This is a genomic window from Psychrobacter aquimaris (genome assembly GCF_016107525.1).
Lineage (GTDB): Bacteria > Pseudomonadota > Gammaproteobacteria > Pseudomonadales > Moraxellaceae > Psychrobacter > Psychrobacter aquimaris.
On the sequence record NZ_JABASR010000004.1, the window covers coordinates 254600 to 276034 of the forward strand.

Annotated in this window: 11 protein-coding genes; 5 read left to right on the plus strand and 6 right to left on the minus strand. The window is 42.5% G+C overall.

What is annotated here, in order from left to right; translation table 11 throughout:
- Window positions 1-27 precede the first annotated feature (27 nt).
- Both JFC10_RS05590 and aceE read right to left on the minus strand, forming a co-directional pair.
- Window positions 28-1779: a 2-oxo acid dehydrogenase subunit E2 gene (locus JFC10_RS05590; RefSeq protein WP_198332032.1), complete on the minus strand. Its 1752-nt coding sequence runs from the start codon at window positions 1777-1779 to the stop codon at window positions 28-30.
- A gap of 25 nt (window positions 1780-1804) precedes the next feature.
- Window positions 1805-4618: a pyruvate dehydrogenase (acetyl-transferring), homodimeric type gene (gene aceE, locus JFC10_RS05595; RefSeq protein WP_198332033.1), complete on the minus strand. Its 2814-nt coding sequence runs from the start codon at window positions 4616-4618 to the stop codon at window positions 1805-1807.
- A 629-nt stretch (window positions 4619-5247) separates the two neighbouring features.
- Between aceE and JFC10_RS05600 the strand changes: the two genes are divergently transcribed.
- The 5 genes from JFC10_RS05600 to JFC10_RS05620 all read left to right on the plus strand — a co-directional run bounded on the left by JFC10_RS05600 (window position 5248) and on the right by JFC10_RS05620 (window position 16503).
- A complete protein-coding gene (locus tag JFC10_RS05600; RefSeq protein WP_198332034.1) occupies window positions 5248-7338 on the plus strand; it encodes a hypothetical protein in 2091 nt (696 codons plus the stop codon).
- Between the two features lie 273 nt (window positions 7339-7611).
- Window positions 7612-8076: a hypothetical protein gene (locus JFC10_RS05605; RefSeq protein ID WP_198332035.1), complete on the plus strand. Its 465-nt coding sequence runs from the start codon at window positions 7612-7614 to the stop codon at window positions 8074-8076.
- Window positions 8077-8127: 51 nt separating this feature from the next.
- Window positions 8128-10164: a hypothetical protein gene (locus JFC10_RS05610; RefSeq protein ID WP_198332036.1), complete on the plus strand. Its 2037-nt coding sequence runs from the start codon at window positions 8128-8130 to the stop codon at window positions 10162-10164.
- 77 nt (window positions 10165-10241) lie between these two features.
- A complete protein-coding gene (locus JFC10_RS05615; RefSeq protein ID WP_198332037.1) occupies window positions 10242-15575 on the plus strand; it encodes an SdrD B-like domain-containing protein in 5334 nt (1777 codons plus the stop codon).
- A gap of 154 nt (window positions 15576-15729) precedes the next feature.
- Window positions 15730-16503 carry a hypothetical protein gene (locus JFC10_RS05620; RefSeq protein ID WP_198332038.1) on the plus strand — a complete coding sequence of 258 codons (774 nt, stop codon included), beginning with the start codon at window positions 15730-15732 and terminating at the stop codon, window positions 16501-16503.
- Between the two features lie 144 nt (window positions 16504-16647).
- Here the strand turns inward: JFC10_RS05620 and JFC10_RS05625 are convergent, their stop codons facing one another.
- From JFC10_RS05625 to glpK, 4 genes are all read right to left on the minus strand, one after another.
- A complete protein-coding gene (locus tag JFC10_RS05625; protein WP_193012903.1) occupies window positions 16648-17340 on the minus strand; it encodes a TetR/AcrR family transcriptional regulator in 693 nt (230 codons plus the stop codon).
- Between the two features lie 237 nt (window positions 17341-17577).
- A complete protein-coding gene (locus JFC10_RS05630; RefSeq protein ID WP_198332039.1) occupies window positions 17578-18606 on the minus strand; it encodes an endonuclease/exonuclease/phosphatase family protein in 1029 nt (342 codons plus the stop codon).
- Between the two features lie 327 nt (window positions 18607-18933).
- Window positions 18934-19446 (minus strand): hypothetical protein, encoded by a 513-nt coding sequence (locus tag JFC10_RS05635; RefSeq protein WP_193012842.1) that lies wholly within the window; start codon window positions 19444-19446, stop codon window positions 18934-18936.
- A 251-nt stretch (window positions 19447-19697) separates the two neighbouring features.
- Complete coding sequence (gene glpK, locus JFC10_RS05640) at window positions 19698-21290, minus strand: glycerol kinase GlpK (RefSeq protein ID WP_087814991.1); 1593 nt, start codon at window positions 21288-21290, stop codon at window positions 19698-19700.
- Between the last annotated feature and the right edge of the window lie 145 nt (window positions 21291-21435).

Below are 21435 nucleotides of genomic sequence, written 5' to 3' on the forward strand. Positions count from 1 at the left end.
TTCAGATCCTTTTAGTACAAACGATGCTTACAGCAAAATACGGCGCGGATCAGCCAGCAGTGTCGCGATATAGCGGGTAAATACGGCAGCATCTGCTCCATTAATCACACGGTGATCGTAAGACAGCGACAATGGCAACATGAGACGCGGCTCAAAGCTTTGCTTTTTAGCATCCCAACGTGGCTGCATGCTTGCCTCAGACACGCCTAAAATACCCACTTGAGGCCAATTTACTAATGGCGTAAAGGCTGTGCCACCTAAATTGCCTTGGCTTGATATGGTAAAGCTTGCGCCTTGCAAATCTTTAGTAGTGAGTTTCTTGTCACGCGCTTTTACCGCAAGCTCACCAATTTCAATGGCTATTTGCTTCAGACCTTTATCTTGCACGTTCTTGATAACAGGTACGATGAGACCATCATCCGTTGCCACCGCGATGCCCATATTGATACTTTTCCGCAAGATAACTTGCGTATTGTCGTCGCTTAAATGACTGTTAAAGCGTGGATGCTGTGTTAAGGCATAGGCCGTCGCTTTGACTACAAATGCCAAAATAGTAAAACCAATGCCTTCAGCCTTCATCCCGCCTTTTAGCTCACCGCGCAGTTTTTCCGTCTCGGTAATATCAGATAGGTCAAACTGCGTTACTTGCGGTAGTAAAGTATTATAATTAAGCTGCGGTATTGACACTTTTTGTAGGCGGCTTAAATCTTGGGTTTCTGTTTCGCCCCAGATCTCAACGTTGCTCATATCAGGTAGCTTTGGCAGACCTGAGCTAATGCTACTACTACTTACAGGTGCTGCTTTCTGTATGGTCAGACTCTTTTTGACGTGAGCAAACAAGTCTTCTTTTAAGATACGATCATTTAATGCTGAGCCATTCACTTGGGTGATATCAACACCCAATTGACGTGCCAGCTTACGAACGGCTGGGCCTGCATAAACATCAACCAACTTTTCATTGACCTGTGCTTCGGTCAACTTGCCATTGCTCTTGCTAGCGGTTGTTTCAGTTTTTGCAGCTTGGTTTGGCTCGCCAGTTGTTTGCTGCTCGGCAGCACTCATGTCTTTATTAGCACGGTCTTTGCTGACACTATCTTTACTAACATTGTCGTCTGATTTGGCTGGCGCTGAATCCTGTGAGTCAGGGGTATCAGCAGCTGTATCATTACTGACAATAACGATAAAATCCTGACCATTAGCAACCATATCACCAGTCTGGACTAAGATTTTTTCAATCTTGCCCGCGACTGGTGCTGGTACTTCCACCGATGCTTTATCAGATTCAATCAATAGAATTGATTGTTCAGCACTGACGATATCGCCAACACTGACCATAATCTCAGAGACTTGTGCCTCATCAACACCTAGATCAGGCAGTGCGTGAGTCGTGGCTTTGCCAGCGTTAGATGTAAGCTTTGCAGCGGCTTCAGATGTGCTTGGCTCAGCAGCTGACTCCGTTGCAACAGGTGTAGATTCTTCACTTTCACTTTTTGTGTCATTGGCTTTCTGATTATCATCAGCGGCGCTGTCGCTATTGTCTTCTGCACTGTCTGCTTCACTTTCAAGCTCAATAAGCACCATACCTTCACTGACTTGGTCGCCGATAGCAACGCTGATTTTGGTGACTTTCCCAGCAGCGGAACTTGGCACTTCAACTGACGCTTTGTCAGACTCTAGCAAAATGATGTTGTCATCTTTTGCAATGACATCACCCACTTCTACCATAATTTCGCTGACTTCGGCGCTATCAACACCCAAATCGGGGGCTTTAATATCCATGATTTATCTCCTAGTCTTATGATTATTATTCTTTGACATCACCGTTATTAAGTAAAGTCGCATCAGCTTGATCTTCAGCCCGACCCTCATTGCTGATTTCATCATCATCTTCAGCGACAAATTCAGGGACAGGATTTGGATTGACATTACCAGGTGCTGGTGCATCAGGAGAATGATCATAATAAGGCTGTTGTTGCCAAGCAGGTGGCTGATCCACATCGATACCTAAGCTTGAAATAGCATCTTTCACCAAACGCATCTCAACTTCACCCTCATCCGCTAGGCGTTTGAGCGTCGCAACAACGATATGCGCGGCATCAACGTTAAAGAAACTACGCAAATTTTCACGGGTATCAGAACGACCGTAACCATCTGTTCCTAAAGTCGTATAAGGACGATTATCTGGTAACCAAGCACGGATTTGCTCTGAATAATTGCGCATATAATCCGTCGCTGCGACTACGATACCTTCGTGCGGCGCTAACTGCTCAGTGACCCATGGCACCCGCTCTTCATCCATTGGATGCAAGCGATTATAGTCATCACAGACCATACCGTCACGAGTCAACTCGTTAAAGCTGGTCACACTCCAGACGTTGGACGTGATATTGAACTCATCTTTTAGAATCTGCGCCGCTTTTTGTACTTCACGTAAAATAACGCCCGAGCCTAATAGTTGCACTTGAGTTGAACCATTGTCTTCGAGCAAATACATACCACGCTTGATGCCTTCTTCCACGCCTTCTGGCATCTCAGGCTGCTCATAGTTTTCGTTCATAAGTGTCAAGTAATAGTAGACGCGCTCGCCTTCACCATACATCCGGCGTAGACCGTCGTGCATAACGACTGCTAGCTCGTAACCGAAGCAAGGATCATACGTCACACAGTTAGGCACGACGTTAAATAGAATTTGTGAATGGCCATCCTGATGCTGCAAACCTTCGCCGTTCAAGGTGGTACGACCAGCCGTTGCACCCAATAAGAAACCCTGTGCTTGACAATCGCCTGCTGCCCAAGCTAAATCGCCCACACGCTGGAAACCGAACATTGAGTAATAGATATACATTGGAATCATCGGTAACGCGTTCACAGAATAACTGGTTGCCAAAGCAATCCACGTACTCATTGCGCCTGCTTCGTTGATACCTTCTTCTAACATGTGACCGTCGATGGCTTCTTTATAACCCATCAAGGCTTCGCTATCTTCTGGCGTATATTTTTGACCAACCGCAGAGTAGATGCCCAATTGACGGAACATACCTTCTAAACCAAAAGTACGCGCTTCGTCAGGTACAATCGGCACGACGCGATCTTGGATGTCTTTGTTTTTGAGCATCGCTGACAATAAGCGCACAAACACCATAGTCGTCGATTGCTCTTTACCATTACTGCCTTTTAATACCCGATCAAACATCGATAATTCAGGGATATTCAGTGGAATATGGCCACTGCGACGATTTGGCAAATGACCACCCAATGCTTCACGACGACCTTTAAGGTACTTCATCTCCGCTGAACCTTCTTCAGGGCGATAAAACGGTAGCGTCTCTAACTGCTCGTCAGTAAATGGTAAATCAAAGCGATCACGGAAATACATCAAGGCTTCTTGATCGAGCTTCTTAATCTGATGTGATTTATTGACCGCTTGTGTTTGAGCCGATAAGCCATAGCCTTTGACCGTTTTGACCAAAATAACGGTTGGCTGACCTTTGGTTTTCATGGCTTCACTAAAGGCGGCATAGACTTTCATTGGATCATGGCCACCACGATTCAAGCGTGAGATATCCTCATCAGATAGTGCATCAGCCATCTCTTCTAACTCAGGATATTTACCAAAGAACTCTTTGCGCGTAAATTCAGGTGTACGGGCTTCGTATAGCTGATACTCACCATCGACCGCTTCTTCCATACGATGTTTGAGCACGCCAGTTTTGTCATTGGCAAGTAAACTGTCCCATTTACCACCCCAAATAACTTTAATCACTCGCCAGCCAGCGCCGCGGAACACAGACTCTAGCTCTTGAATGATTTTACCGTTACCACGGACTGGACCATCGAGGCGCTGTAAATTACAGTTGACGACCCAAATCAGATTATCTAACTTCTCACGACCAGCAAGCGATATCGCTCCTAAACTCTCTGGCTCATCAGTTTCACCATCACCCAAGAATGTCCAAATCTTACGACCTTCTTTCTCTAGCAGACCGCGGTTTTCCATATAGCGATGTACATGGGCATGGTAAATCGACATGATCGGACCAAGTCCCATCGATACGGTTGGAAACTGCCAATAATCAGGCATAAGGTATGGATGAGGATAGCTTGATAAGCCTTTGCCACCGACTTCACGACGGAAATTATCAAGCTGATCTTCGGTCAATCGACCTTCTAAATAAGAGCGCGCATAAATACCAGGTGCTGAGTGACCTTGATAATAAATCATGTCACCGCCGAAGTGATCGCTAGCCGCGCGGAAGAAATGGTTAAAACCAGTTTCATAAAGCGTCGCACTAGAAGCAAATGTTGCTAAATGCCCACCCAAGTCGTCGTCGTTTTTGTTCGCGCGCATGACCATGGCCAAGGCGTTATAGCGAATCAACGCACGAATTTTGCGCTCAATAGTTAGGTCACCAGGGTACATCGGCTCATCTTCAACGGCGATGGTATTGATATAAGCGGTATCGAGACGATTGAACGGCAGGTCTTCTTGAACTGCCATGTTGTATAAAGCTTTTAGCAGAAACTGAGCGCGATCTTTGTCTGCATGTTTGATAACAGATTCAAACGCTTCCAGCCACTCTTGGGTTTCGGTGCTATCAGCATCCTTATAATAATTCATCACTATTGTCCTTTTTTATCAGTCAGTCCTGCCCGGAGACAGGATATTATTAAATCAAAGTATTACTTCAATATTGTCGTGCGGGAATGATTTTCTCAATGACTTCCTTGTTAATTTGAAGAAGTGACATTTATAGTAGGGTGCGGTTATACAGCAGTATTTGACCGACTCATAATCTGGAGCGGCCTCACATAGCCAAAATAAAAACAGCGCTACTATCCATTGCATATGAATTGAGTATTTAGAAGTGGTTAGATAATAAAATGCCAACCCAACTTTATAGTCAATTATCAAACGATAATAACTCTTTATTATAGGCTCTTATGCTTCGGTTGTTTATAGCTGTAAAGAAATGGTGATATGACAAGTATTTTTGAAATAAATAATGATTAGTTTTTTCAGAAATGTTTCAAAGAAATATCAGGGTTAATCACTAACGAGCTAACGTCTATAGCTCGATACTGTAACCGGTCATGAAATATCTGCCATTCGTCCATTTCGTAGGACTTTTACTAAATTATTACTTAATATGTTAAGTTACATAATATATACATTAGTTTAGTTAGTGAAATAATTGAGAGCTAGTTAAACGCTTATAGCAAGTTTTAGCTTCTTATAGGGATAACCATATGCATAAAACGCCATACGTTCTAAATTCAATAATCTCACAACTATTCAGTAAATATATATATCATGTACTGGCATTGATAGCCACGATTGCTATGCTTCTAATCAATAATTCGGCCTTAGCTGCAGTAACTTGTGATGCAGGGTTCATATCTGATAATTTTGACATTGCAGATTATACTAGTTTGGCACCAGTCACTTCACCACCCAACCCTAAAATCGATCAAAATATAGCTGGTATAAGCAATGAGAGCTACCTGATTGCATCCGATGTCCTTACCACTAACGGAATCCTAAGTGCTGGAGGAGTAAACATATACCAATCAACGAATATTCCAGTCACTACGTCTACTGAAGCAGCTCAGGTATTCCGTTTCTATCAAGATTTTGCTAATAAAACAACAACTAGAACCGTTTCATATACCTTCAAAAATAAATTTACAAATCAGCCTCAAGCTCTCAATAAATTGGGCTTAAGCGTATTTGATATAGACACTAATTATGCTGGATATACTTCTTCAGGTACCTCACGTACTGATTACTTCGAGTTTTTTGATCAAGTTATAATAACAGGCTTTACCAGTGCTAATCCAACAACACCTATTACTCCTATCATTCAGTCTAAAGGTTCAGGCATATCTAGCTCAGCGCCTTATCGCCAAACTAACACGACCAGTAGTGTTAGTTGTGGCGGTTTAGATGACAACTGCAAAGTTTCAGTTGCATTTAATCAGCCTATTGTCAGAGTAGATATTAATTATGGCAACAATGTAAACTTAAATTATTATGATCAAAGCGATGATAATGGGGATGGTATACAACTCAATGACCCTGGCGATCAACTAATTGATATTAGATTTGATGGCTACTGCTATAAACCACAGCCACGATTGACTTATAAAAAAGAACTTTCAGGGCCTCGTAAAGCAAATACGGATCAGTTCACTGTCCAAATAAAAGATAATGCAGACAGCTCTGTAGTCACTAATGGCATTACTTCGACCACTACACAGGGTTCAGGCAATACTGTCACTACTGGTACTGGCACTACGGGGTCTTTCAAAGTTAACCCTACTAAAACTTATACGTTAGCAGAAACGATAGCTGGAACGACTAACTTAGCAGATTATACTGCTTCATATGCATGTAAAAATTCGGATAGTGAGCCCGTAACCACTTTAGACCCAAAGAACCTAAAGATGACTTACGGAGATAACTGGACTTGCATCATTACAAACGGCAGGCCTAATTACGTATTCTCAGGAATCGTGTTTAACGACAATGGTAAAATTACAAGCCCAACTAAAGATGATATATCCGATAAATATCTAAATAACCGTCTTTACTTCAACGGTAAATACGATTCACCAACTGAATCTGGTATTCCTTTTACTACAGGTCATACTATCACCCTGAATAAATGCGCAGGTGATACGGGTACGTTTACATCTCAAACTATGAACATCAATCCTGATGGAACCTATAGTTTTACTCTGACACCTGCACAGCTTGGAAGCAATACGAGGCTCTGTGCTACTCAGAATGAACCTAATAATTACACATACTCTGTTGACACTACGAGCAATGTGCGACAAATAAACATTACAAATAATACATTTAATTATCCTGATAACAACTTCGGTGATGTTATTCAAGATAATGCAGCTCTAGTACTGTTCAAGAGTCAATATGTACATGACTGCAACTTGACTGACCTGACGACCATTAGTGTTAATTATACGGGTAGCGCCAATACTGTTTATAGTACAAACCCAATATCTAACATCATACCAGGCCAGTGTATCGCTTATAGGATTGAAGCTGTTAACCGTGGTAATGTGCCTTTGACAGATATCATTATTAGAGACACCTTACAGAAAAAAGGAGAAAATGGTGCTCTTGTAACGTCTACTTTAGCCACGCCTACACCTATTGGAGAAAATAGCGGTGTACCTTCTTTTTCAAGCAGTTCAGTGTCCATTGGTAATAATGGTCTAGTGCTAACTAATGGCTTTCCGCTAGGAATTACTAGCTCTGATCGCAGTCGAGCTATTCGCTTCAATACTAAGTACGGCACTACTATAACTCCCTAGTAAATACTTTTCCTTACCTACTACTAAATCTAGAAAAAATTTTCTTACCAATAAAAGCCCTATCTCCTTAGATAGGGCTTTTACCGTTTGTGTACTTCAAAATACCATTTGTCGTTTTTGTAGTGAATATTTGTATTGTTTACGTGAAAATAGTTCTTAGAAACAATTCTAACTTTGTCAGCATCTTTTATTCGTAGTTGATTGCAGTTTTTATGCTGCATAGGACGAAATCGAGATTAACTTGATAATAATGGTATAAGCAAGGAACACGATATGAAAGGTTTTAATTTTTTACGCGGTGCCATATTAGCAGGCTTAGCATCAGTCACAGTATTAAGTACTGCCCACGCCAATGATGCCTTAAAAATGGATTTAACAGCCAATCAAGTAGTCAAAAGTGCCGAAGGTAAAACTTCTTATGTCCCTGTTCGTAACGCTCCAGCGGGCACGGTTATTCAATACAAAGCAACCTATAGCAATACCATTAATAAAGATATCCAAGATCTGGCTGTCGTACTACCTATCCCTGCCAATATGACTTTCACTGGTGACGCTAACCCTACCAGTGCTCAAGCCAGTATCGATGGCAAGAACTATGCCGATATGCCACTGATGCGTAAAGTCGATGGCAAAATGGTCAAAATTCCATTTTCTGAATACCGTACCCTGCGTTGGAATATAAAGCTATTACCAGCACAAAAATCTGCAGCCGTTGCTCTTAACACAATTGTTAACTAGACCTCCCCTTCAACTCATAAAATACTGCTTTTTCAATTCTAGGATATCTCTATGAAATCAAACAATTTTAATCATAGCCTGTTAGCCATTGGTGTTGCCGCAGTGATGGGTATCTCTACAGGTGCTATGGCTGAAACTAAGACCGCAACAGGCGCAGTCGTTATTGATAATACTGCAAAAGCTAGCTATAGCGTTGATGGCGTTACACAGAATGAAGTCATCTCAAACAAAGTTACGGTTAATGTATCTGAAAGTGGTTCTTTCTTATTAATTGCCCAAAATGCAGATGGCAAACCTGGTGATGATTTGAACGCTGGAGTAGAAGTTGTTCCTACTGGTATTGCTCAATTCACTCACCGCTTAGAAAACTTAGGTAACTTAACTGATACCTATACCATGGCATTGCCAAACAAGAATGATGGTACTAAGAACTTCGATCTTGCCGCTACTAAAGTCACTTATGTCGTTTACAAAGACAATGGCACCGTAGTTAGAACAGTGAGCGATATAACGGGAACTGCTTTCACGGACACAGCTATTGTTCTAGCAAAAGACGAATATGCGGTCATCACGATCAACGGTAAAACTACTGGTAACGTAGGTGGTGATACTCAGAATTTAACTCTAACTGCTAAGAGTACTTATCTAGCAGGCAAAGGATCAGATGCGACTGCTACTAATACAGATGAATCCATCACTAAACTACCAGTATTCAGTATTGTAAAATCAGTTTCACAAACGTTGGATCTAAACAAGCCTAATGCTACTGCTGAGTATACTATTACCGTCAAAAACGACGACTCTGCTACTTACGCGGCAAATGCTGTCGGTGCCAAAATTGTTGATAACCTACCACAAGGTCTAAAACTTGTATCAGGATCAATCGTTGTATCTGCTGCTACAGGCTCTACTGGGGTAGTGACAGGTTCAACAACTGAGACCACGGCTGGTGCAGCAGCAGGTACAACATTAGATGGTTTTACCATTAATGGTGTTACCCTTCCAAAAGGTCAGTCAATTGTTGTTAAATTCCAAGTGCAAAAAGACGCTCTTCCTTTAGCCAAAACTACTATCAACCATGCCAGTGTTGAAGTACCTTTGGGTGGTGGCAGTAATGTCACTATTATCGATAGTACTGATGGTACTAACGGTGGAGAAAACACAGGTACATATTATCCTAATGGCGCCGACAACGAAAATCAAACTGGTGCTACTCCAACTACACCAGGTGGCGACTCTACACAACCTTTGACCTCTAATCAACGTGGTCTAACACTTACTGGTGAAACTGTTAGAGAAATACCAAATACGTCAACGGCTGTTACTCAAGTAGTACATCAGACTGTCATCACTAACACTGGTCGTGAGACTGAAGGTGCTAACGCTGGTGAATTGAAATTCAAAATCGAAGATGGCGGTACTAATGCCAATGTTAAACCTGCTGAGACTGGTGTCATTACGCTTACTTATGATGTAGATGGTAATCCAGCTACTACTACCGATATTTCTATTGTTACTCTGCCATACAATACAAGCGGTGAATATGATATCAACTCTGCATTCTCAGGTGGTATTGCACCTAAAGGTACAGTAACTATCAGTTATCCCGTCGTATCAACGAATGCCGTGACTGGCACTTATGAGACTACCTTAGTCACATTAATCCCAGGTGGTACTGATAGACCAGTGGCTCCAACTCCTGTCACTGATACCACTAATGTCAAAGGTTTACAATTAGTTAAGAGTCAGGCATTAGACGCTACCTGTAGCGGTACCGTTGCTGCCAGTGCATTCAGCTCTTCTGCTACGCCACTCGAAGCATTACCTGGACAGTGTGTGGTCTATAAAATCGTAGCAACTAATACTTTCTCAAGCTTTGGTATTAATGACTTAGTAATCTCAGATTTGTTATCTAACTTTTCAGCAGGCGCTACTGTTCAATCTATAACTCCTACCACCACTACTGGTTCGGGTAACACGATTACGGTCCCCGCTAACAACAACAACACATCTATTAATACATCAGTAAGTCCGTTAGCAGCCACTAATACAGCTACTCTACAGTTCTCAATCAAAATCAAACCTTAATTAATTCCTAGTTAACCTACAAGCATTTCAGGATGCTTGTAGGTTCCCTCACCGATATTTTATTGGATAAGCGACACATGACTCTATCTACCATGACACCGTCTAATCGTACCGCATTGTGTACAGCGAAGATCTCTACGCTGTCATTGGCAATGTTGCTTATGCAATCAAACATCGCAATTGCAGCTGATGCATCAAACCCTAACCTACAAATTATCAATAATATTGCAAACGCCAGCTATAACGTTGGCAATCAAAATGAAGTCGCAATCTCCAGCACATCAAACCTAGTACAAATTCAATCTTCTAAACTTCCTCAATATGGCATTAGCTTAAATCAACAAACGTTGCGCACAGTTGCACCCAACACTTGGGTTAATTGGAATAAAACGCTGAGCAACACCAGTTTTAGCGATGAGACTGTTGAGCTAACCCTTGACGTAACACCGTCTATCTCTAATGTTAAAGTTTATCAAGATCTTAATGACAACGGAATTGTGGACAGTGAAGATAGTGAAGTCTTCTTCTCTAATTCTCGCACTCAGATCAAACTTGGTCAAGGTGAAAGCATGAAAATTATCATGCAAACTCTGTCAAATCCTAACGGCAAGACGGGTGAGACTGAAGATATCAATATCAAGGCTGTTGTTCTTGAAAATCCATCGGTGTCATCTGTTAGTGTTACTGAAAAAATGCAGATCGTCGAATCTGGAATAAAATTTACGACGCCTAAATTCGATGAAAACAAAACAACCTCACAACTCAACGAAAACGTCTATATTGATGCAAGCTACGCGCAGTGTAACGCCCAGCCGGACAAAACGGATCAAGTGTGGCTGACAATCACGTCCTTGATGACAGGTGACAAGGTCTCGTGGAAAGCCATTGAAACTGGCAATAATACGGGGCAATATCGCTTGTCTATGCCAACACAAAACAATGCCAATGCCATCAGCGATAAGCTGATTCAAGCATTAGCAAACGATACTGTGACAGTAAGCTTAGATGCTTGTATTGCTCCTTCTGTTAGCACTGGTGATGAAGAAATACCAGGCGATAGCGACTTGACGTTCCGTATCGATAATTTATCTTCACAGATCCGTATCGTCGATGACATTCCAAGCCTTGTCGTGAACAAAGAGAGTGATGTCAAAAGTGCCGAGCTTGGTGACTATGTCAGCTATACCATCAATATCACCAATAGCGGTAACGCTACTGCTTACGATGTGCAACTAAAAGACGCCCTACCACGTGGCTTTGCCTATGTAGATGGTAGCGTACGTGTCAACCAAACTGCTGATATCAATATCAACCAAGAACAAACCACTGAGTTTAAGGCTGACGGTAAATATCAGGTGCTAAATTTAGGTAACATGGCAAATGGCGAAAGTAAAAAAATCACTTATCGTGTCTTAATCGGTGCCTCATCATTGGGTGGTGATGGCATCAACCGTGCAACCGCTGTTGCTAATAATGAACAAGGTAAAAGCTTAGTCTCAAGAGAAGCGCAGTGGAAGATTGAAGTAGAGCGCGGCGTCATGAATACTGATGGCATCATCATCGGTAAGGTCTACCACGATATCAACCGTGATGGTATTCAACAAAAAGAAGATGGCGAGCTTGGTGTCGCAGGCGTACGTATTTACATGGAAAACGGTAACTTTGTCGTCACCGACCCTGAAGGTAAGTATAACTTCTATGGTGTTAGTGCCAAAACTCATGTCTTAAAAGTTGACCGTACCACCATCCCTCACTCAACCGAGATGGTTACTCAAAGTAATCGCAATGCTGGCGATGCTGGCAGCCGTTTCGTTGATTTGAAGTATGGCGAATTACATCGTGCGGATTTCGGTATCTTTGTCGGCATGGGCGATAGCACTGAGCGTTTGAATACTGAGCTTGTCGCTCGTAGCAACTCAGTAGGTGCTAAGAATGATAGCCTTGAGCAAGCAGTAAAAACTGAGCTAACCCTAGATCCTGACTACAATCGTGACTACGATGATAATGTAGACGCCAGTGGCTGCAACATCAATGGCGACTTAGATCTGGGTAGTAACTGTGACTCTGCTATCGTCAATGAGATGATCAATCCAGCCGCCAATCGGGTTGATATGACCGTAACCACGGTAGCACCACCAGTAGAAAAGGAGCTGGAGGAATATCTCAAAGAAGTGGCTAACAATGACGTGGGTTTTATCAATTTAAACGAAGGCCAGCAGCTCAGCACTTATAAACAAATGGTACAGGTACAAGCGCCACTGGGTTCAATATTTACATTATATGCCAATGGAAAAGCAGTATCAGAACAACATATCGGCAAAACTGCTGAGCAAAAAAAACAGAATGTGACTGCCTTTGATTACTATGCCGTCGACTTAAAGCGTGGCAACAATACCTTGCGCGGTGTCGCCACTGATGTGAATGGCAAAACTATCTCTGATCAAACCATTACAGTATTAACGCCAGATAATTTACAAACCATTGACTACCGTACTCAAGCGCAGCTAGTACCGGCAGATGGCGTTAGCGACCATCAAGTCGTTATTAGCCTAAAAGACCGTGATGGCCGTCCTTATATCGCCTCAACGCCAATTACTATCGATACCAATATTGGCCGTATTAATCTTAATGACAGCAGTAAAGATCAAGCTGGTACGCAAGTTATTGTCTCTGGTGGAGAGCTACTCATACCCGTGACCGCGCCAAGCGTACCCGGTAAGGGCGAGTTGGTAATCGATACTGGTACCAGTAAACAAGTGATTCCATTACAGTTCACGGCTAAGCTGCGTCCACTTATCGCTGTGGGCATCGTCGAAGGTGCCATCTCACTCAAAGACTTTGACGGTAGCAGTATTACAGATGCTCAAGGTGCCTTTGAACAAGAGCTGAATGATTTTGCCGGTAACGATGACTATACTGCATCTGGTCGTGCCGCCATGTTCCTAAAAGGCAAAGTACGTGGTGATTATTTGCTGACGCTGGCTTATGACAGTGACAAAAAAGGCGAGCGCCTCGTCCGTGATATTGAGCCTGGTGAGTACTATCCTGTCTATGGTGATTCATCTGCAAAAGGCTTTGATGCACAATCAACCAGTAAGCTCTATGTGCGTCTAGACAAGGGTCGCTCGTTCGCTATGTATGGCGATCTAAAAACACAAATTGACAATGATGAAGGCATCAAACTGGGTCAATACAACCGTACGTTGACTGGTCTAAAAGCCCAATTTGAAGATAACAATACTCGTGTGACTGCGTTTTTGGCAGAGACTAGTACTAGCCAGCGCGTTAACGAGACTCGCGGCTTAGGTATTTCAGGTCCCTACCCACTGGCGGAGAACTTTGACGCGGTGCTAGAAAACTCTGAAATCGTCGAAGTTATCACTCGTGACGCCAATAATCCTGGTCTCATCATCAATCGTGAGACGCTAACTCGTTTTGCTGATTACGAGATAGACCCGATTAGCCGCAGCTTATTTTTAAAAGCCCCTATCGCTAGCCAAGATATCGATGGCAACCCTATTTATCTACGGGTCACTGTAGAAGTAGATGAAGGCGGCGAAAAATACTTGGTCGGTGGCATTGCCGCTAAGCAACAGTTGACTAATAAAGTCGCCATCGGTGGTAGCTATATCAACAGTGACGACCCACTGAACAAAGAAGAACTTGCTAGTGTCAATAGCGTTATCAAGTTCAACGATAAGCTAAAGCTCGTTGCTGAATACGCGATGAACAAAGCTGAAAACCCAAATTTTCAGCCAAGCAATCAAATTAATGCGACAGAATTAGATGGTCAGAATGCAGAAGGTGATGCCTTACGTATCGAGCTTGACTTTGATAACAAGAAAAACACTCGTGCCAAAGCTTATTATAACGATACTGATGAAGGTTTCGTTACTGGGGCCTCACCGCAGACTGCTGGACGGGCTGAGTCGGGTATTGAAGTCACTCATTTAATTAATGATAAAAAGACCGCGCTAAAACTAGAAGGCATACGCACTAAAGATCATACCACTGATGCTAGCCGCCAAGGTGTCTTAGCCAGTATTGAACAGCGTTTGAGCACCAACATTGTTGGTGAGATTGGCTTACGTTATTATAAGCAAGATGCGACGGCTGCCTCACGCAATATCCAAGCGGTAACAGACGTTGTAGATGTGACTAATGACACTATCTTTAATGACGATATTATCAATCAGTCGGCACTAAATAATGTTAGTGACTCTGAAAAAGATATTGAAGGTACCACCGCCCGCGCTCGTATCACGGCACGATTACCAAAGCTCAATGACTCTTTAGTATTTGCAGAATATGAGCAAGATATCGAGAACAGTAATCGTAATGCAACCTCTATCGGAGGCGAAACGCCGCTAGGTGGTTTAGGTCGCCTATACGCCCGTCATGACTTGATCAACAGTCTATCTGGTAGCTATGGTCTTGATGATACTGAAGAACGCCAACGTACCGTATTTGGTTTTGATGCCAACTATATGAAAGACGGCAAAGTCTATAGCGAATACCGCATGCGCGATGCTATCAGTGCCCGCGAAGCTGAAGCGGCCATCGGTCTTAAGAACAAATGGTATGTCCAGCAAGGTTTAACCATCAATACTCTATTTGAGCGTGTTGAATCATTAGAGGGTGATACCGAAAACACCGCAACAGCAGCGGGCATTGGTGTAGAGTATCTTGCGAAAGAAAACTACAAAGCATCAGGACGCTTTGAGAAACGTTGGGGTGAAACAAGCGATACTTTACTTGGTAGCGCAGGTATTGCTTATCGCTATACCGACGATGTGACTCTGTTGGCCAAAGACATCTACTCGCGCGTCGATTATGACGATGGCAATCGCACGATTAATCGTTTCCAGCTAGGGGCTGCTTATCGTGATTATGATAGCAATCAGTTAGACATGTTAGCCAAGCTTGAATATCGCTTAGATGATAACAGTACTGGCGATGATGCCTATCAAAAAGACGCCGTTATCTGGTCATTGAGTGGTAACTATCATCCAACGCGTCCGCTGACGTTATCAGGTCGTTATGCAGGTAAATATACTCAATTTGATGCAGATAATATCAGCAGTGACAATACAGCTCATGCGCTTTATACTCGTGGTCTGTATGACATCAGTGAGCGCTGGGATGTAGGCTTGCAAGCAGGCACTTATTGGAACAAACAAGCAGATGATATATCTTATATGCTGGGTGCTGAAGTGGGCTATAGTCCAATGACCAATCTTTGGTTGTCACTAGGTTATAACTTTATGGGCTTTGAGGATGAAGACATCGCCTATGATGATACAACCCAGCAGGGCGCTTACTTTAGACTACGTTTCAAGTTTGACGAAAACTTATTCAAACGTGATGATCCACGCAAAAACAAGCATTTAACGACCCATTCTACATTGTAATGTAGTCTCATTGTCGTGTTATCATCTGACGACAATGCGGGCGTTATCGCGCTGTTCATCATATTACATGACAAATATATTTTAATAAGCAATGAAATCAGCGCCGAAAATTGCAAGTACTGATACTGATCCGCTTAATATAAGGTTTTGCATCATGCCTAATCCTGCCAACAAAGCAGCCCATTATAAACAGCCTATAACGGCTTTATTATCGACTGTTTTGTTCCTGACAATGACCTCGGTTGCATCGGCGGGTCCTCATATTCCTGAAATGACAGTAACCCATGGCGCTACTCACTGTGCCAATGATATTCAAACTCAGCCTCACCGCCCAAAATACCAAAGTACGCGCCAACGTAATATGAATTGCATGCTGACACAGTTACAACCGTACCAACAAAAAAATATGAGCGCACGTCAGCAATATTTTGCCTATAAAGCTCAGGCTTGGCTTAACTATGCCCTTCATCAAGACAGTATGAATAGTCGTTCACCTGCTGGCCAGCAAGCCGCACAGGCAGCGGAGACGATTTTGAACACCTTAAAAAATGGCAAGGAACAAGATCTCAACCTTATTCAAGACATACCATCAAACTCTGCTCTCATGCGCCCTGATCTATGGGCGACCTTAAGTGCACTCAAAGATAGTGGTGGTATCAAGTCAGCACCACGAGAGATAGCCTTCAGCGAGGTCGCTTTAATTTGGGCCGCTACGAACCAATGCGAGCGCGGCTGGCGGGAATCAGGTATCCATTTCCGCATGGCAGATCGTTGGCTTGAACAAGCCCGCGAAGCTTACGTCAATACCCATGATTCACAGACCAACGTCGCTTTGGAAGAATTGATCGTCAGCTATTATAAGCAATATGAGACATTAGATACGAGTGCTGATAGTTGCCGTGGGCAAGTATTAACGCCTATCCGTTAAGTCCATTATTACCACTGCTCATCAAGGCAGTAAATACAGAAAAAGCCGACATATGATGTCGGCTTTTTCTGTATTTACTTAGATGATATTAGAGCATGTTAACCATGCCCTAATGTCTTTTTATCACCTATATAGCGAAAAAAACTAACGATTTTTACGCGGTAGCTTTTCTGGTAGATAGCAACGCAAATAAGCGATAAATGCGGTGTTCGCTTCTTGGATATATTCATTGGTAATGCTTTGATGACGACGATAAGACAATGTGAATATCGCATTAATAATGCTATAAGCAATCAATAGCGTGTCTTGAATATCGTGGAAACTCGGCATCTCATAACGCTCTGACAAACGCTTATAAACCAAATCGACAATTTGATGATCGATATCTTCACCAAAACTATCACCTTCAAAATCAGGCGTGTTCGTGTCATAAATGAGCTTGGCTTTGGTTTCGTCGTTATGGAATATCGTCACACACTTATCAATAAGTGCCGTCAAATAGCCCTGCCATCTGTCATAATTACCAATATCGACCGTTTCTACTATTTCTAATATTTCGATAGCATTCAAAAAACGCAATGCTAAAAATATTGCTTCGATGTTAGGGAAGAAGTGATAAGCAGAAGCTCTTGGAATGCCGGCTTCTTCACATACAGCAGCCAAAGTAATATCATTAATAGGTTGGGTTTCACTCAATTTTTTGGCACCAGCCAAAAGTTTTTGACGGCGCGCACGGCCTTGCTGGCTAGTAAACTTAAACTTATTCGGTACCAGTTTTTTTGCCAGTTCCGAGTCTACCAACACATCTTCAATCTTTTCGTCTTTATTTTCGCTCATCATAATTCTCTTAATGTTACACCCTATTTTATGAATATAATCTTCAATAGTTAGTATTCGCCCTAAATTGAAGAGTTACATCCTATTAGCTAATAATGTAGAACTGGTATCAGCACTACTACGTCTAACGGAGTGGCATCATAAACGCTTGTACACTATCAAGCAAGGGAGATAAATGGGTTTAAAAAAATGTATAGGTCAACCATTTAATAGCGTTAACCAAGCAATGTAATAAAATTAATCATTGAGTTTAATTTTCGCTCTTATAATACCATGATCGATGACCCTATCTGCATAATCCCACTTCAAATGGTCATTAAAATAGTCCACTCTTTCAACCTGACCAAGTGAAAACTTACTATCAGGTAGAAATTCTTCTGAAACAAATAACTGATCAATCACTTCTGGCATACCTTGATATATATGGGTATATGCCACATCTTTCATCCAGCCATAGCGTGCTTGGATGCGAGCAGCATCGAATAAGGCAACATCACGCATGCCTTTATCGTAATTAACTTCACCAGTCTCAGCCATCAATTGGGTAGTGACGCTACCGGTGACATCGTTCATATCACCTAATAAAATCAATGGCTCTCGAGTATGGTGCAAACGCTCTATGATAGACATACGGATAGAGGCAGCTTCTGCAGCGCGCATACATAAACTACGGAGCTTGGCACGGACTCGAATATTTGGATCATCCATGTCTTCTAACAAATCGCCATTTTCATCACGTAAGAAAAAAGCACGTTTACTTTTTAGATGCGCCGTAATAATCGTTATCGGTTGACCAAAGGCATCAACCCGTACTACCAATGGTGGACGATTAAAACGTAGATAAGGGCCAATATCAGGGATATCAATCACCGCTTTTGGTGCAATATCTTCAAGCAAGCTGCTTTCTAATTGTTCAAAGCGACTAATGATACCAACGGCAGGAGTGTTTTGCGCCCCTTTTCCATGGGTATAAGGGCTTGAACTGTCATTACTTGCCAATGGTATAACGACATGCTCGGGCTTAAACCCCAATGATACCGCCAATGCTTCAAGCGCTTCACTATCCCAGACTTCTTGTACTGCAATAATATCGGCATGAGCCTTTGCTAATAAATCGGTAATGCCGCGTAGCTTATGCTCGTATTCATTATCATTGTAAGCCGGCGCATTGTCGTAATAAATTCGGTTAGGATTGGCAAGATTGAGCAAATTGGCAGTGGCGATATAAAATTGTTTGGCGCTGTTACCTGCTGCGTTACTGGTCATAAATTACCTATTATTTTTATTTTAGATTATTGCTTCTAAAGATAACCTTGCTATTAGATATATTCATATATACTAATATACAGTAAAAAAGCCTCCAAAGAAATCTTTGGAAGCTTTAAAATAGCATAAATTGAAATTACTTAGTCTATTAACAGAATAAAGTCTACAATTAGACTAATCACAGTGATAAGATAGTAAGCTTATGTGCTATTTACTTACTTAAATTAGATATGCTGTTAGTTTCGCTTATTTAATTTAAAGATAGCACTACTACCTACTATCACCTCATTCACAATAGTATTCGCCTATAGGGGTCAACTGCCCTTATTACGACACACGATTCCATGCGTCATGCGATGCTCTGCGTGCCTCTTCCCACTCCATGCGCGATTCACCTTTTACTTCATGCCATGAACGCTCTAATTCAGCTTCATGATCTTCAAAGCGCGCATCGACAGGATAACGAGCACGATTGGCATACCCTACTGCATAGGCTGGATGTAGATCACGGTCGAAATCATAACCTTCTTTATAATAATCTACATTTGCATATTCTGCACGCCAGTAAGCCTCTTCACGCGTTGGGTCAATCGCTTCTGCTGCTGCATGTCCTGCACCGCCACCAACGATAGCACCAATAGCACCGCCAATTAGCGTACCAAGTGGGCCAGCCATTGTACCAATTGCTGCACCCGCTGCTGCACCGCCGATACCACCAATACCCGTCCCTATTGGATGCGAGCCTGGCTCACCTGTAATAATGTCAGCATTCAAATCTTGCTTGGTTTCTTTTGACATGTGCTTTACTTCACTGCGATCAATACCGTCATGGTTACTCATTATATTTTCCTTAAATTATTTATTATTTGTTGAATTATTTGTTTGCTAAAAAACTAGCGGTCTTGCTAAATCCAACTGAAGTATAGAAATTTATAGGTAAGGACAGATAGGCTGATTATGTAAACTGTGTCCGTATTGCGATTGCCTTGCGTTACAGCCTGTATCTTTATAACGATTTTGTAGGACAGTGAAGCGTTTTAAGTAATTTTTCATTCAGTTGTTACAATATTTTTATTCATCTATTCAAATACTTATAATGAAGTCAATGCCCTATCAATGGCTCGTTGCCACTTATCCAGATGCTGTTCACGGATATCACTGGACATTTTGGGTTCAAAAATCCGATCGACTTGCCATGACGCTTGCATCGTCGCTTCATCATATAGCCCCGTTTTTAATCCCGCGAGTAATGCTGCACCTTTGGCAGTGATTTCTGTATCCCTCGGACGCAAAACAGGCACATCGAGTAAATCAGCTTGAAACTGCATCAATAAGTCATTATTGGCAGCGCCGCCATCTACTCTTAGCTCAGTTAATGGATGGGGACTGTCTTTTTGCATAGCAATGAGCACATCATAAGTTTGATAAGCAACTGCCTCTAAAGCCGCACGGGCAATATGGGCTTTAGTCGTACCACGGCTCATACCGGTAATGCTCGCGCTGATATCGGAGCGCCAATAAGGGGCCCCTAGTCCCGTGAATGCAGGCAGTAACACCACGTCTTCACTACTGTCCACTTGCAGTGCTAACTCTTCGATTTCACTGCTTTTTTGAATCATACCCAAATTATCACGTAACCATTGAACAATAGCACCTGCCATAAACACACTACCTTCTAAGGCATAAGTGACTTCCTTTTTGGGTGGCTGCAATATGCGTTTACCCGACTGTACAATTTGATCAAACGATAAATTATCTGGACAAGTTGGTGTGGATTTTCGTTGCCAAGCAATGGTTGTTAGGAGTTTATGCTCGCTAAGTCTAGGTTTTTGACCAATATTCATCAGCATAAAACACCCAGTCCCATAAGTGTTTTTGGCCATACCAGCATCGAGGCAGCCTTGGCCAAAAAGCGCCGCTTGCTGATCGCCCAATACCGCTTGAATAGGAATTTGTTTGGCAAACAGTCCTTTCTTGGTTTTACCAAAATCACCATCAGATGGTAGCACTTTAGGCAAGATATTCATGGGTATGGCGAAACGGGCACAAAGCTCGTCTGACCACGCCAGCTTATGTATGTCATATAGCAAGGTACGGGAAGCGTTGGTCACATCAATGACATGCTCGCCACCTGTTAGCTTATATATAAGCCAACTGTCTATAGTACCAACTGCTATTTCTCCTCTACTGGCTCGTACGCTCAATTTTGGATTGTTCTCTAACAACCAAGCGATTTTACTGGCGCTAAAATACGGGTCTAAACGCAGCCCTGTAATGCGTTGCACTTCGCTTGCCACATCATCATGGCTGTCATTCATCATACTGCTAGCACCCTCAGCCGCGAGTGTTTTACAATAGTCCGCAGTGCGGCGATCTTGCCAAATGATGGCAGGGGCTAAAGGTTTACCCGTTTGCTTATCCCACATGACAATCGATTCACGCTGATTGGTAATCGCGATACTGGTGACATCGATAGCAAGCAGCCCTGCTTGATTAATCACATCATGCGCACAGCTAATCTGCGTTTGCCAAATCTGTTGCGCGTCTTGCTCGACAAACCCCGCTTTTGGGGTTTGTAAAGTGGTGGGCTGCTGCGCCATTTTTATCGGACGCGCATGATCATCGTACAATATCGCTCGACTCGATGTTGTCCCTTGATCCAAAGCCAAAATATATCCTGCCATTACTCACACCCTGTCTTATTTCATGCATTTTTGTTATTTGAATTTTATAGCAATGTCTTTACTGATATCACATAATCTGTAAGAGCAACGCTTATCAACTTATCAACTTATCAACTTATCAACTTATCAACTTATCAACTTATCA

Bases quoted from the DNA above. Each gene is read 5' to 3' on its own strand.
- glpK (WP_087814991.1), bottom strand. From the start codon at position 21,290: ATGGCAGGATATATTTTGGCTTTGGATCAAGGGACAACATCGAGTCGA.
- aceE (WP_198332033.1), bottom strand. From the start codon at position 4,618: ATGAATTATTATAAGGATGCTGATAGCACCGAAACCCAAGAGTGGCTG.
- JFC10_RS05605 (WP_198332035.1), top strand. From the start codon at position 7,612: ATGAAAGGTTTTAATTTTTTACGCGGTGCCATATTAGCAGGCTTAGCA.
- JFC10_RS05590 (WP_198332032.1), bottom strand. From the start codon at position 1,779: ATGGATATTAAAGCCCCCGATTTGGGTGTTGATAGCGCCGAAGTCAGC.
- JFC10_RS05630 (WP_198332039.1), bottom strand. From the start codon at position 18,606: ATGACCAGTAACGCAGCAGGTAACAGCGCCAAACAATTTTATATCGCC.
- JFC10_RS05615 (WP_198332037.1), top strand. From the start codon at position 10,242: ATGACTCTATCTACCATGACACCGTCTAATCGTACCGCATTGTGTACA.
- JFC10_RS05610 (WP_198332036.1), top strand. From the start codon at position 8,128: ATGAAATCAAACAATTTTAATCATAGCCTGTTAGCCATTGGTGTTGCC.
- JFC10_RS05600 (WP_198332034.1), top strand. From the start codon at position 5,248: ATGCATAAAACGCCATACGTTCTAAATTCAATAATCTCACAACTATTC.
- JFC10_RS05635 (WP_193012842.1), bottom strand. From the start codon at position 19,446: ATGAGTAACCATGACGGTATTGATCGCAGTGAAGTAAAGCACATGTCA.
- JFC10_RS05620 (WP_198332038.1), top strand. From the start codon at position 15,730: ATGCCTAATCCTGCCAACAAAGCAGCCCATTATAAACAGCCTATAACG.
- JFC10_RS05625 (WP_193012903.1), bottom strand. From the start codon at position 17,340: ATGAGCGAAAATAAAGACGAAAAGATTGAAGATGTGTTGGTAGACTCG.